Raw genomic sequence first — 12,618 nt, forward strand, 5'->3', positions numbered from 1 at the left:
AGGGCGGCTTTCACGTGACGGCGGTCTGGACGCGGTGCGGGGGTCAGACGACCGGTGAGGCGGTGAACAGAATGGGGCTGCGGTAGCTCTTGCCGTCGCCCGACCAGTCCAGCTGGATGTAGCCGTCGGCGAGGTAGCGGCCGGATCCCGCCGTGGACTTGAGGGTTCCGGTCGCGTAGGAGCCGTTGCCGTTGCTGCTGCTGTGTTCGAGCGCGTGCTCCAGGCCGGTGTAGGCGCCGGACTTCACGACCGGGTCCGTGCCGCTGACGCTGCGCTTGGTCTGGAGCTGGAACTTGGCCTTGTTGAAGGTGTAGGTGCTGCGGTTCTTGGCCGTGTAAGGGCCGTCCCAGTACACGGTGGCCGTGGTGTAGATGTAGCCGCCGGACCGCATGGCGCAGAGCGTCACGTCGAAGTCCCAGTTGTCGGAGTCGGGTCCGTTGTACGTCGGGTCATCGACGGTGTGGCTGCTGGTCTTGCAGTGGTAGCTGGCGGCGGAGGCCGGGGTGGCGGTGGCCAGGGCGGCGGTGCCGGCGAGCGCGGCGATGACGACGGCGGTGGAGGTGGAGCGCTTCAAGGGGCGCATGCAGTGCCTTTCGTTGGACGGGGTTACTGGCTGCAGATGGTGGTGTGGCCGTGCAGCGGGGTGTTGAGGTCGCTCGGGGTGGTTTTGCGGCGGACGATGTGGCCTGCGGCGAGGTGGCGCTGGCAGATGGTCAGGACGGGCGGGCCCTCCGGCAGCCGTTCGGGGTGGCATTCCGTGTCCGTGGTGGTCTCGTGCACCGCGGGCAGGAGGTGGAAGGCGTCGTGCACGGCGGCGGCGGACTGCCACAGCCGGGTGTGCGCGGTGGCCAGGTGTCGGCCGGCGGCGGGATGCGGGGGCCGGGTCGTTGTGGCGAGGTGGTCGAGCAGCTGGTGCAGCGCGGTCAGATGGGCGTGCAGCACGTCGAGGTGGACGCGGTCAGCGGGCGTGGGGGTGGTCTGCGCCCGCGTGGTGAGGGCGCGGGTGTGGTGGCGGACGCCGGCGTTGGCGGCCCGCAGGTACGGGTGCGCGTCGCCGACGGGGATGGCAGAGGTCAAAGGCGAAAGGATCCTTCCTGCCGCTACGGCAGGGACAGCGGTGGGTGGTGCGCCGTGGCGCGGGGTCACAGGGCGGCGATGGCCAAGGAGAGTGCTCAGCGGGAGCGGTGCGGTGCCTTCGCGGGCCGGGCCGGGCGCGTGGCGATGCCGAGGGAAGGGGTGCGCTCGGCGAGGATCCGGGCCTGCTCGTGGCGTAGGTCGAGGTATGAGCCGGGGGCTCGGGTCCCCGGGTGACTCTCCTCGGCCACCAGGACCGCTTCGACGCTCGAAGTCTCGGTGTCGTCCAACCACCGTCGGAAGCCGGTGAGTTGAGTGAGGCTGCGGTGCGCTTCGTTGAGGTCGGTGGCATGGACGACGAACAGCCAGGGGCGTTCGCCGTCCTGGAGGCCGGGGCCGGTGAGGGCGACGGTGAAGGCGCGTCGCGCGGGGACAGCGGTCAGCAGTTCCAGTCGCTTGGCGACGGTGTCCAGCGTGTCGCTGGCCTCGATGGCGGTGGTCTCGCGCACCTCTTCGTACGCGGCGCGCTGCTCCTCGATGACCTCGCCGTCCGCGTTCCTGTGAGCGTCCAGTTCCTCTTGGTGGCGGCGGTGCATGGCCTGGAGGGGAGCGAGCAGCGCCCGGATCTCATCGAACAGATGCGATTCGCGCTGGCCGGTCACAGAGCAGTCCGGGCCAGGGGCAGGGCGCCGAGCGTGAAGGCGTCGGGCTGCTGGAAGTTGAGCCTGCGCAGGTCTACTTGGGCGGTGACGGCGGCGGTCTCGATCTGCGCGCACGCGGCGTCGAGCAGGGCGTCGGTCTCGGCGGAGACGGTGAGCAGCCCGGTCAGGGCGACGTCGGCGTGCCCGGCGATCAGCTGGCGTTCGCGGACCTTCACGTCGGCGTACTCGACGGAGTCGGCCTCGGAGTCGACCTGGCCGCGACGTGCCCGTTCGTTGGCGTCGGCGATGATCGCGGCCTTCTTGCGCTGGACGTCGCGCATCGCGGACTCGAGCCCCTGCGGCACGTATATAAGGGAGAGGGCGCGTCGGACACCGGCGGTGAACATCAGGCCGTGCAGGAACCCGGCGCTGGTCTCGGTGCGGGGCCAGTCCTCGACCCAGTAGGTGGCGTGCCGGGCGGAGTCGGTGGCGAGCCGGTCATACTCTTCGACCTGGACGACGGGCCCGGCAGCGGCCGGGTCGGCTTCGGCCCGTCCGGATTCCGACCACTGCTGCAAAGCGGAGAGCGCCTTGGGGTCGTAGGCGGTGCGGATGACGGCGGCGATCTCCCGCGCGCTCAGCCAGCCGGTCACCATCAGCCCCGCACTGCGGGCGGCCTGGGCGATGGCCGAGGTGGTCTGCTCCATCACCGTGAACGCCCCCGGAAGTCCGCCGCCGGCCTGGCTGATGAGGCGCTTGGCGGCCTTGAGGTCCAGGGAGATCGCCAGGTATGCCTCGTGCGGGGCGGCGGCCGGTCCGGCGGCGGCGACCAGTTCGCTGTACACCTGCCCGGCGACCGGGGTCTCGGGGCGGCCCTGCTGGGTCCAGTGGCGGGCGAGGGTGTCGCCCGAGTCGGGGACGGTGCGTTCCAGGACCTGCACGGTGGCGACGTGTCCGGTGCGGGCGATGCCCGCCAGCGCTCGTCCCCAGCCGGCCACGTTGTGGTTCTGGGTGGCCGGGTCGAGCAGGGCGAAGGCGCGGGAGGAGACACGGGCGACGGCGGTCAGGGTCTGCTGGTGCGGGTCGTGCACCGCCGCGGCCTGGTTCGCAGAGTCGCCGGGGGTGACCACGCGGAGCGAGGCGGCGGTGCCGGGCAGGTGAAGGATGCCGTCCTGGCGGGGGCGGGTGAGGGGTCGGGCGAGCCACAGGGTCTGCCCGGTGCGGCGTCGGTGGGAGTAGCGCAGGACGATCGGCGCCCAGTCGATCAGCGAGCGGCCGTGGCGGCGGATCGCGACCAGGGCGGCGACTGCGGCCCACAGTGGGGTCAGGGCGATGGCGCCGAGCAGCCCGGTGGATACCACCGTGAAGAGGAGGAGCGCCAATGCGCAGGAGACGAGGACGAGTTGGGGAAGGGAGAGGCCGAGCAGGATGCCGCGCCTCGACCTGTGCGGGAATTTGACCGTGAGCGGGGTGACGGAAAGTTCAGACAAGGGCCGTTCCGATGAAGCGCGGGGCGGTATGCGGGGCGGCACGTGGCGGGAGCTGCGCGGCGCGTGCCGCCCCGGAGTCGGGCAGGGTCAGATGCCGGTGGGCGGGGGTGGCGGCGTGCCGGTCCCGCTGGCTGTACCGGCGGAGTTCGGGGCCGGCGGAGCCCCCTGCGGCGGTGGCGTCGAGGCGTCCGTCCCGGGCTGGGACATGAAGCCGCCGCCCTGGCCGGAGGGTGATCCCGAACCGGGGCCGTCCTGTCCGGGCGAGCCGCCGAACTGGCCGCTGGTGTCGTCCCGGGGGGTGGTCGGCGGGGGCTGGACGGCCTTCTCCAGACCGTTCTTCAGCGCGTCGCCCCCAGGCGAGACTCCGGAGCCGCCGCCTTCGTTGCCGCTGCCGCCTCCGGTGGGATTGGCGGCGATGTCGCCGGGGAAGCCGCCGCCCACAGCGTCGGGGCCCTGCGGGGCTCCGCCTGCTCCGGCTGCCGCGCCGCCGGTTCCGGCGGTGGCTGCCATGGCGGCGGCCTTGCGTCCGGCCTTCTCTGCGTGCTGCTTGGCGAGCTGGGCACCTGCTCCGCCGGCGCGGTGGATGTCCTCGCCGGACGTTCCTTCTGCGGCCCAGTGCACGAACTTGAACGTCGCGTAGGGGCAGAGCAGCACGAGGACCATGATGACGATGCCGGACATGACGTCGGCGAGTGCGGCGAGCCCGTCCTTGGACTCGGACTTGCCCATGGCGGCGATGCCGAGTACGAAGATCACGGTCATGAGCAGCTTGCTGACGACGAGGGTGGCGGTTGCCTCGATCCAGCCGCGGCGCCACCGGCGGGCGACCTCCCAGCCGCCGCCCGCTCCGGCGAATACGGCGAGGGTGACCATGACGAGGATGCCGACCTTGCGGACCATCATCACGCACCAGTAGAGGAAGGCGCCGACGGCGGCTCCGAGGGCGGTGATGGTGGGGACCATCCAGCCGAGGCCGGACATGGCGCCGATCTGGGAGACCTTGACGATGCGGCGTACGGCGGTCTCGATGTTCAGGTGCGAGGTTTTGAACAGCCCGTTGGACAGGGCGTCGACCACTTCAATGGCCACGGTCGTAAACGCGATGGCGCAGAACGCGAACAGGACGCCGCTCATGGTGCCGGTGAATGCCTGGGCCAGTGCCTGCCCGTCGCGTTTGACGGCTGCCCTGATGAGCTGGGCGCAGAAGGTGCCGACGAGGATGATGAGGCCGATCGGCAGCAGCATCTCGTAGTTGTCGCGGAACCAGCCCGCGGACAGGTCCACCTTGGTGGTGGCGTTGACGGCCTTGGCGGCCAGATCGGCTGCGGCGGCGGCGAGTTCGCCGGAGCTCTTGGCAATCCAGTCGCCGATCGCCTTTCCGGGATCGGAAGCGAAGTCGACCGCGTCACCGACGTCGCACACTTTGTCTGCCAGGGGGAAATCGCAGAAGCCCAAGGGAAGTTGTCCCTCCTTATCGTCGGGGTCGGGTCAGGGCGCGACGCGGGGGGCGATGGCAGCCAGGGAGCAGTCGTGGTTGGGCCGGCACTGCACGGCGAGGGTCACGGCGCGGTCTTCGGCGCCGCCGCCGCCCTTCTTCCACGCGATCTCCTGCTTGCCGTTGACGGTGACGACGTAGATGTACGCCTCGGTGATCGCGGACGGGTCGTCGGCCAGGGCCTGCTTGAACGCGGAGGGGTAGTGGCCCTCGGTGACCGTCGCGGTGGCGTGCTGGTCGTTGTCGGCCATGCGCGACCACAGGAGTGGATCGGGGACCTGGCCGGAGACGGAGGCCCAGTCGGCGTACGTGGTCTCCTTGGTCATCCACGCGCGCATGCCGGCGAGTTGCTGGTCGCGGCTGGTGTCGCGGGTGTCGTAGGACCAGAGCATCGCCGCAGCGGCCTTGGCGTAGGCGACCGGCTCGGCGATCTGCGGGGGCCCCGGCACTGACCCCGACCCCGCCGCCGGCTTCGGCGCGGCCTCGGACGGCGAGGAACTGCTCGCCTGGGACGGGGTGTCGCGGCCCTGGTGCTGCTCGCCGCGCCCGGTGAACCAGGCGACGGCGGCGGCTGCAGCGAGCAGGGCGGCGATAACGAGGGCGACGAGGGCGATGCGGCGGTTGGCCGACCATCCGACGCCGTACCCGGACAAGGAAGGAAATCGTTTCTGTATCACTGGACCTGCGACCCCAGGGCACTGAAGAAGGCCACGATTCCGTTCGCGGCGCCGAGGCCGAGCGCGGCGCCGGCGGCAACCACGGCGCCCTTCTTGCCGTTGGCTTCAGCCTGGTGGCCGCCGCTGTGGTGGCCCCAGGCCCACACGCCGAGCGAGACGGCGAGTGCGCCGACAACGGCGACGATGCCGAACAGGTTGATGCTGTTGACGACGTTCTTCAGGACGGCGAGTCCCGGCAGGCCGCCGCCTGCGGGCGTGATGCCTGGGTCGTAGGCGAGGTAGATGACGCGGTCTGCGAGTGACATGGGTATGGCAGGACTCCTTGCATGCGCAGGCCGGATGAGGGCCGGCGGAAAGCGGAAAGAAGAGAGGGGGAGGTGGCGCTCGGGGCGCAAGAAGGTGCCGCGGCCGGGACCCGCCCGAAGCGGTGTCCGGGCGGTGTGGGTTCCGATGTGACTTGTCGTCCGACGCCGCGATGACCAGCGATTTTTGGCGGCCGTCCAGCCGATTTGTCGGCGGATCTGTCCGGCCGGTCTGTCGCTTCCTGCGTGTCGGCCCCTGATCGGGAGAACTGGCCCGCCGGACCGTCCGACCACTTGTCGGCGTCGGTACGGAAGAGGGGAAACCGATCGGAAGCCGGTGTGTCGGTGTCCGACCAGGGGTAACCTGCCGAAGAGACAGGTCGCCCAGGCGATTGCCAGGCTGGCGGCCGGAGGCAGGAGCCACCAACGGCGGCCTCAAACCGACAAGTTGCCGACAGATTGCTCGGACACTGACAACGTGATTCGGAACCTACAGGCGGGGTGCGGCGTCAAAGGACGCGGCGGGCGGCGAGAATCGTCCAGTCCTTGATCGCAGTGATCCGGACGGGCTTGGATGCGCGCGGCGCCTCGATGACGAGGCCCTCGCCCATGTACATGCCGACGTGTTCGGGCCTGGCGGCACTGCCGCGGCTGAAGATCAGGTCACCGGGCTTCATGTTCTTCGCCGAGACGGCCTTGTCCTCGTTGACCTGCGTGTACGTGGTGCGGGTGAGCTTGACGTCGGCGTGGGCGTACGCCTGCTGTATCAGGCTGGAGCAGTCGCAGCGGCCCATCGGGTCGGGGCCGTGGGCGTCGGTGCAGGATCCGCCCCACTGGTAGAGCGTGCCGAGCTGGTGCATCGCCCACTCGATGGCCTTGCGGGCCTTGGGGTCGGCGTTCTTGGGGATCGTGTAGCCCTTCGGGACGCTGCCCTCGGGGATGCGCCCGTACGAGGCGCCGTCCTTGTCCGGAGTGCACCCGCCGGAGCTGGACTCGGTGTCCTTGTCCTTGGCGGGCTCGTCCTTGTCGGCGTTCGGGAACGTGGCGGCGATGGCTTTCTGCAGCGCGGTGGCGAGGTCCTGCCACTGGGCGTAGGCGTCGGGGTAGCCGGATTTCTGGACGGCCTGGGCGGCTTGAGTGACCTTCATCTGCTGCCAGCCGTCGACCTTCAGCAGGGCCTTGTAGAAGCGCTCGGAGGCGTAGACCGGATCGCGGATCTGCTGCGCGGTTCCCCAGCCCTGGCTGGGGCGCTGCTGGAACAGGCCGAGGCTGTCGCGGTCGCCGGAGTTGAGGTTGCGCAGCCGCGACTCCTGCATCGCGGTGGCGATGGCGATGATCTGCCCCTTCTTGGGGACGTCAAGGCTGATGCCGGTGGCCACGATGGTCTGCGCGTTGGGGATCTGCTCGGCCGGAAGGTCCAGGCCCTGGATGTGGACGTCCTTGCCGGACGCACCGTCGAGGAGCTTGGTGACCTCCTTGGTCACCTCGTCGGTGTCGATGCCGGTCAGGCATCTGCTGAGGGACTTGGTGGTCGTGGCTTCGCTGGAGGACGCCATCATCATGGCGGTGCCCGCGAGCAGGAGCGGAGAGAGGACGACGACGCCGATGCCGGCGGCTATGCCCTTCAATCCGGCCCGCCTCCCGGCAGGCGGTCACGGGCCGGCGGACGGATCGCGGGCAGGGGTGGGTAGAGCGATGTCACAGCGAGGTCCTTGGTGAAGTCCCGGCGGCGCGTGCGTCGTTGAGGAAAGGGCGCGACGGCCGGGTGGTGGGTCATTCGGGTGGCCCGGGTGCACGTGCGAGTTGCCGCTCGCACCGGCACGGGGCGTCGGGTCAGGTGTGCCAGGACATGGGGATACCTCCACGAAGGCAGGGGCGGGGATGTGCCATCGGCGGTGTCCGCCGGGCAGTTCCAAAACAGTAAGGGCGGATCCCCGGTTGCCGAAATCGTGTCTGATCAAGGCTCTGTTTCGGGGTTTTCGGCGGCGGTAGCGCTCAACCGGGGATCGTGCCCTACAGTTTTGGCTCCTCCCCCCGCCCCCCACGTCGCAGACCGCGGAGCCGTCGGCCCGCATTCGGTCCTGTGGGGTCATCCAGGCGAGCTGGGGCGTCTCTCCCTCATCTCACGCGACCCGAATTGGGGTATCTCTTTGCCTTTTTCCCTGCACCAGGGCGACGCGCTCGGCGTTCTCGCCGAGCTTCCGGACAACTGCGTCGACTCCGTCATCACCGATCCGCCGTACAACTCGGGTGGGCGGACGGCGAAGGAGCGAACCTCCCGGTCCGCGAAGCAGAAGTACACCTCGGCCGACGCCGGGCACGAGCTGCCGGACTTCACCGGCGAGAACATGGACCAGCGCAGTTACGGCTTCTGGCTGACCCAGATCATGACCGAGGCCCACCGGCTCACCAAGGTCGGCGGCACCGCGCTCCTGTTCACCGACTGGCGGCAACTCCCGATCACCACGGACGCCATCCAGGCCGCCGGCTGGCTGTGGCGCGGCGTGCTCGCCTGGCACAAGCCGCAGGCCAGGCCGCAGAAGGGCAGGTTCACCCAGAACTGCGAGTTCATCGTCTGGGCGTCCAACGGCCCGATCGATGCCGCCCGCAACCCGGTCTACCTGCCCGGCCTCTACAGCGCCTCGCAGCCCAGCGGCAAGGCGCGCCAGCACATCACGCAGAAGCCGGTCTCCGTCATGCGTGAGCTGGTGCAGATCGCCCCGGAGGGCGGCACGGTGCTCGACTTCACCTGCGGATCCGGCTCGACCGGGGTCGCTGCCCTGCTGGAGGGGCGCGACTTCATCGGCGTCGAGAAGACCAAGCACTACGCCGAGATCGCCGCCGACCGTCTCACCGAAACACTGCAACAGACCCTTTCCCAGGACGACTTGGCCCTCACTGTCTGAGGCTGATCCTGCCGCGCGGCGCGGCTTAACGGCGCGTTCTGTACTTGCCCCCGCCGCGCCGCGCCCGGCGTTATAGCAGCGAAGTCCCGGTTACCGAAACCGGGGATTCTCCGGATGGTTGGAGCCGCAATTCACGCCCTATGGCTGCGGCTCAAGGAGGCCCCTTTTCGTGCCTGAATCCATAAACCCACCGGAGGACGCGGAGACGGAACCGGTCCGGATACCCGACTCCGATCTCCTCCCGGAGGACGGGGAGACGGAACCGGTCCGGATGCCGGACGCCGATCTGGCGAGCGTCAACGCGAACGTCGCCAAACTGATGGCGCGATCCGCAGAGCAGGCCCGCCAGATCGACAGCCTCGCCGCCGCACCACCGCCACCGGACTCGCCGTTCGCCGCCTACGGGCTGCCGGGGTTCGCGGGCCTGCCCCCGCAGACCGCACCGCCCGAGCCGCGCCCGATCCTCGAGCTGGAGGACGAGGAGTACGAGGACGAACTCGACGCACTCAGTGACTGGGTCGACGACTTCCTCGTCCGGGTCTACGGCGCGGAGGTCACGACCGCCGCGCCCTGGTGCGAGCAGTGGCAGGAGCACGCCGACGTCGTCGCCTGGCTTCACGCCCTGTGGCTGGCCTACCAGCAGCACAAGGACGCCGAAGCCGGACTGTCCGGGCTGTTCGTGTGGCACCGGGACTTCCTCACCCACGCCGTGGCCACCGTCCGCGCCGCCGGCGGCCCGCTGTCCGCGTGCATGACCGATCCGGACCGGCCCGCTCACCGCCTGCTGCCCGGCCCTCGTCCCTCGAACCGGACCACCACCGCCACCGAGGAGCACGAGGACCACGAGGAGACCGGCGAGCCCGTCCAGGCCGACGGATGACCGGCCACGAGGACCGGCCGGCGTTCGGCCTGTCCTTCGACCCCCGCGCCCTGACCGACCTCCTCCAAGCCCCCGGCGACATCCGCGACCTGGCACTCTCCCAGCTCCAGGACATCGTCAACGCCCGCCTGTTCGGCGCCAGACTCACCCGCGACCTCGCCGGGTGCCGCAAGGTCTACGTCGATCACCGCAACGCCTGGCGCATCGTCTACGCCCAGCGGCCGGCGCCCGCGAACTCCACGCACACCACCGAGATCCACGTCGTGGCTGTACGACCGCGCGCAGCGCACGACGTGTACGACACCGCCCGCGCCCGCCTCGGCATCCGCCGGCGCCCCATGGGCGAGCGCACTCACGCCGCCCGCACCCGCTCGTCGCAGCTGGGCACGCGCCCGCCCGTCCCCAAGCCGGGACCACCGCCCTATGCGATACCCGGCCTTCCCCGACCCGCACTGCCCCCGACCCTGAAGGGCCCTCTTCGTTGACGCAGTTCCCCACCCTGATCGACCAGGTCGCCGCCGCCGTACTGGCGCCGGCCCAGGTCACCGAGAACTCGCACCACCGCGCCATCCTCGACGCGTTCGTCGGGATCCAGGAACTCGACCGGCAGCTCGCCGAGCTGGCCGCCGCCGAGCTTCCCGGGGTCAGCCCCACTGAGCAGCTGAACACGCTGACCGACATGCTGGTCGAACGGATGGCAGCCGGTGCTGAGTTGAACACGCTCCTGTCCACCTCCTGCTGCTGCGCCGCCGCGTACGAGCCCGCGGCCCCAGTCGAGTACGAACCGGTTGACGACGAGGAGCCCGACTTCGACCCGGACTTCGAGGGATTCGACGACTTCGCAGACCTGGAGGGGCTGGACGACTTCGACGACCTCCACGAGGACGCGTGCGAGGAATTCCTGTCCTGCCCCAGCCGCCCGCAGACGATCGTCCACGCCTGCCTCACCGTCTTCGACGACGAGGGTGCCCCGGAGTACGTGAGCACCGCGGAGCTGGTCGAGCGCCTGCGCGATCTGCCCGGTCAGGCCGATGGACGCTGGCGCTACGCCGACCTCACCCCGCTGCGGCTGTCCCTGCTCCTGCGCGCCTACGGAGTCCAGTCCCGCAAGCCGCGGGCCGCTGACGGCAGCCGCTACCGGGCCTACCGGCGCGCCGACCTCCTGGCTGCCCGCCCGAACTGCTCCTGCTGACGCATCCCGCCCTCGCGCGGACCCGGCGGGTGACGGAGGCGGACTGGGATCTGGTCGCCGCCTTGCACGCGCAGTGCTCCGAGCAGAACCTGTTGCGCCGCTGGGGCCGCGCCCGCCTTACGCCCCGCGACCTGTCCCGGCTGCTTGCCCACGCGCAGTGCTGGATCGGGATCGGCGCAGACGAGCGGCCTCTGGCCCTCGTCTGCGCCGGGCCCGTCAGCCGGGAGCCGGGTGTCTTCGACCTCGGACTGCAGGTCGTCGACCACCGTCACCGTCAGGGCATCGGCACGGCTCTGGCCCAGCAGGCCGCCCGCCTCGCCCGCGCGCGAGGAGCGCACACCCTCTCCGCGTTCACGCAGGCGTCCAATGCGCCCATGCTCCGGCTCCTCGACCGTCTGGGCACGACCCGGCACACCCGCGACGGCCCGTACGTCGAGGTCCGCGTCGCCCTGGACGCGCTCGCCCCGGACCCAGAAACCGCTCCGCCATGACCGCACCCCCTTCCGGCCGACAGATGCCCACCGTCCTCGACCAGCGGATCGAGACCGCCGTGGGCTACAGCCTCGAAGAGCTACGCCGGCACCGCGACGGCGGACTCCTCGACGCACCGCACGCAGCCTTGGCCGACGCGCACCGCGACCTCGTGGCGGGCGAGCGGGACGTCACCTTCTACCGCGTCCGCCTCGCTCGCCTCGCCTCCAGTGAACTGCCCGTGGACCAGGCACTGTTCGCCCGGATCGACCGCACACTCGATCAGCTGGCGAAGGCCGCCGACGTACGCGATGCGAAGCAGACCACGGCAGCCGCGGCGCTGGAGGCAATCGAGGCCGCCGCTCCTCGGCAGGCGCCACGCCAGGTTGCGACCCAGGACGTCGCGGCCCTGCTCGCCATCGCCCAGGGCGCCAAGCTGCACGAGCACCTCGTCACCCATCGTCTCGCGGTGGCGACTCCCTCGCGCACCCGCATCTCCTACGCCCAGCTGCAGCGCCTGGAGGCGATGGGCCTGGTGGAGCGCGACACCGCGCACCCGGTGCAGGGCGGTCAGCCCGTCACCCTCACCGACGCTGGCCGAGCCGCGCTGACCGCACCCCGCCGCGCCGGACCGCCCGGGACCACGCCGTGCCCCTGCCGCCGGCCTTCCCCGCTGTCTCCCGTACACGCCGCTGAACGGCGCGTCCGTGCCGCGCGCACGGCGCCGCAGGCGTCACGACCGAAAGCACCGATGCCCAGCTACGAACCCGATTTCCGCCTCGATGGATACGAAGCCGTCAACGACCACGTCGCCGATCAGTTCTGGGGGCACATCGGCATCGAGCAGGACATGATGACCGTGCTCGCCGAGCACCACAGCGACGACGCCGAGCACAGCTTCTACCTGATGCACAACGGAGCCGTCACCTGGGGCATCCCCGGGGAACCACAGATCGTCGCCCTGCACCTCAAACGCGATCCGGCAACGCGCACCTACCGCTTCGCCCACGAGGAGCTGCCGCTGCCGTCCATGGCCCAGTCCTGGCTGATCGCCCGCGGCTGCCCCGAGGAGAAGATCCTCCTGCCCGGCGGCATGGGCACCACCCTCGCGAACGAGGCCACCCGCGCCCTGGAGCAGCGGCTGCGCAGCGACGGCGACCACTTCGCCCTGCTCACCAGCTACACCCACGACAGCGACCCGATCCGGACGACCGTGATGCTGCGCGCCCTCGACGAGAAGGCGGCACTGCCCTTCCGCGTGCTGCTCGAAGAGGTCGACAGCACCGCGTGGACGCACACCCTGCGCGAAGGCGGCTTTGAGACCTTCGAGGCCGCCACCCAGTGGTGGGAAGCGCACTGGAACGGCGAAAGGCCCCCGCTGCCGGCGACCCGGCTCGCCACCGCCGTCCCCGGCCTGCCGGCACGCCCCGCGCTTCCGCGCGGGCCGAGCCGCTGAACTCCCGCTAACCCGCACGCTTCCCTCGCCGACC

The 12,618-nt window shown here is 70.6% G+C and carries 14 protein-coding genes; 6 read left to right on the forward strand and 8 right to left on the reverse strand.

Translation table 11 applies throughout. From position 1 onward, the window contains the following. Positions 1 to 43 precede the first annotated feature (43 nt). The 8 genes from ACFYXH_RS39755 to ACFYXH_RS39790 all read right to left on the reverse strand — a co-directional run bounded on the left by ACFYXH_RS39755 (position 44) and on the right by ACFYXH_RS39790 (position 7,307). The gene (locus ACFYXH_RS39755) at positions 44 to 583 is read right to left on the reverse strand and encodes a hypothetical protein (RefSeq protein WP_389573979.1); all 540 of its coding nucleotides are present in this window, start codon (positions 581 to 583) and stop codon (positions 44 to 46) included. Between the two features lie 23 nt (positions 584 to 606). Next, positions 607 to 1,077, reverse strand: coding sequence for a DUF6238 family protein (locus tag ACFYXH_RS39760; RefSeq protein WP_389573982.1), 471 nt, complete (start codon positions 1,075 to 1,077; stop codon positions 607 to 609). A gap of 95 nt (positions 1,078 to 1,172) precedes the next feature. Then, positions 1,173 to 1,736 carry a hypothetical protein gene (locus ACFYXH_RS39765; RefSeq protein ID WP_389573984.1) on the reverse strand — a complete coding sequence of 188 codons (564 nt, stop codon included), beginning with the start codon at positions 1,734 to 1,736 and terminating at the stop codon, positions 1,173 to 1,175. After that, the gene (locus ACFYXH_RS39770) at positions 1,733 to 3,205 is read right to left on the reverse strand and encodes an SCO6880 family protein (protein WP_389573987.1); all 1,473 of its coding nucleotides are present in this window, start codon (positions 3,203 to 3,205) and stop codon (positions 1,733 to 1,735) included. The genes ACFYXH_RS39765 and ACFYXH_RS39770 overlap by 4 nt, the downstream gene beginning before the upstream one ends. A gap of 87 nt (positions 3,206 to 3,292) precedes the next feature. Continuing rightward, complete coding sequence (locus ACFYXH_RS39775) at positions 3,293 to 4,660, reverse strand: ATP-binding protein (protein ID WP_389573989.1); 1,368 nt, start codon at positions 4,658 to 4,660, stop codon at positions 3,293 to 3,295. A 33-nt stretch (positions 4,661 to 4,693) separates the two neighbouring features. Then, positions 4,694 to 5,374, reverse strand: coding sequence for a hypothetical protein (locus tag ACFYXH_RS39780; RefSeq protein ID WP_389574094.1), 681 nt, complete (start codon positions 5,372 to 5,374; stop codon positions 4,694 to 4,696). Further along, positions 5,374 to 5,688, reverse strand: a complete 315-nt coding sequence (locus ACFYXH_RS39785; RefSeq protein ID WP_385310025.1) for a hypothetical protein — start codon at positions 5,686 to 5,688, stop codon at positions 5,374 to 5,376. The genes ACFYXH_RS39780 and ACFYXH_RS39785 overlap by 1 nt, the downstream gene beginning before the upstream one ends. Before the next feature lie 500 nt (positions 5,689 to 6,188). Next, a complete protein-coding gene (locus ACFYXH_RS39790; protein WP_389573992.1) occupies positions 6,189 to 7,307 on the reverse strand; it encodes a C40 family peptidase in 1,119 nt (372 codons plus the stop codon). A gap of 522 nt (positions 7,308 to 7,829) precedes the next feature. Between ACFYXH_RS39790 and ACFYXH_RS39795 the strand changes: the two genes are divergently transcribed. The 6 genes from ACFYXH_RS39795 (at position 7,830) to ACFYXH_RS39820 (ending at position 12,584) form a co-directional block, all read left to right on the forward strand. Continuing rightward, a complete protein-coding gene (locus ACFYXH_RS39795; RefSeq protein WP_389573995.1) occupies positions 7,830 to 8,585 on the forward strand; it encodes a DNA-methyltransferase in 756 nt (251 codons plus the stop codon). 319 nt (positions 8,586 to 8,904) lie between these two features. After that, positions 8,905 to 9,465 carry a DUF4913 domain-containing protein gene (locus tag ACFYXH_RS39800; protein WP_389574096.1) on the forward strand — a complete coding sequence of 187 codons (561 nt, stop codon included), beginning with the start codon at positions 8,905 to 8,907 and terminating at the stop codon, positions 9,463 to 9,465. Beyond that, positions 9,462 to 9,950, forward strand: coding sequence for a hypothetical protein (locus ACFYXH_RS39805; RefSeq protein ID WP_389573997.1), 489 nt, complete (start codon positions 9,462 to 9,464; stop codon positions 9,948 to 9,950). Before ACFYXH_RS39800 ends, ACFYXH_RS39805 begins: the two co-directional genes overlap by 4 nt. Continuing rightward, complete coding sequence (locus tag ACFYXH_RS39810) at positions 9,947 to 10,657, forward strand: DUF3631 domain-containing protein (RefSeq protein ID WP_389574000.1); 711 nt, start codon at positions 9,947 to 9,949, stop codon at positions 10,655 to 10,657. The genes ACFYXH_RS39805 and ACFYXH_RS39810 overlap by 4 nt, the downstream gene beginning before the upstream one ends. Before the next feature lie 29 nt (positions 10,658 to 10,686). Further along, positions 10,687 to 11,148, forward strand: a complete 462-nt coding sequence (locus ACFYXH_RS39815) for a GNAT family N-acetyltransferase (protein ID WP_385309992.1) — start codon at positions 10,687 to 10,689, stop codon at positions 11,146 to 11,148. Then, a complete protein-coding gene (locus ACFYXH_RS39820; protein WP_389574004.1) occupies positions 11,145 to 12,584 on the forward strand; it encodes a hypothetical protein in 1,440 nt (479 codons plus the stop codon). The genes ACFYXH_RS39815 and ACFYXH_RS39820 overlap by 4 nt, the downstream gene beginning before the upstream one ends. Positions 12,585 to 12,618 lie beyond the last annotated feature (34 nt).

Origin of the sequence: Streptomyces sp. NPDC002730, assembly GCF_042888805.1 — a bacterium.
Lineage (GTDB): Bacteria > Actinomycetota > Actinomycetes > Streptomycetales > Streptomycetaceae > Streptomyces.

Coding starts and splice junctions, on each gene's coding strand:
- ACFYXH_RS39755 (WP_389573979.1), bottom strand. CDS start 583: ATGCGCCCCTTGAAGCGCTCCACCTCCACCGCCGTCGTCATCGCCGCG.
- ACFYXH_RS39800 (WP_389574096.1), top strand. CDS start 8,905: ATGGCGCGATCCGCAGAGCAGGCCCGCCAGATCGACAGCCTCGCCGCC.
- ACFYXH_RS39805 (WP_389573997.1), top strand. CDS start 9,462: ATGACCGGCCACGAGGACCGGCCGGCGTTCGGCCTGTCCTTCGACCCC.
- ACFYXH_RS39820 (WP_389574004.1), top strand. CDS start 11,145: ATGACCGCACCCCCTTCCGGCCGACAGATGCCCACCGTCCTCGACCAG.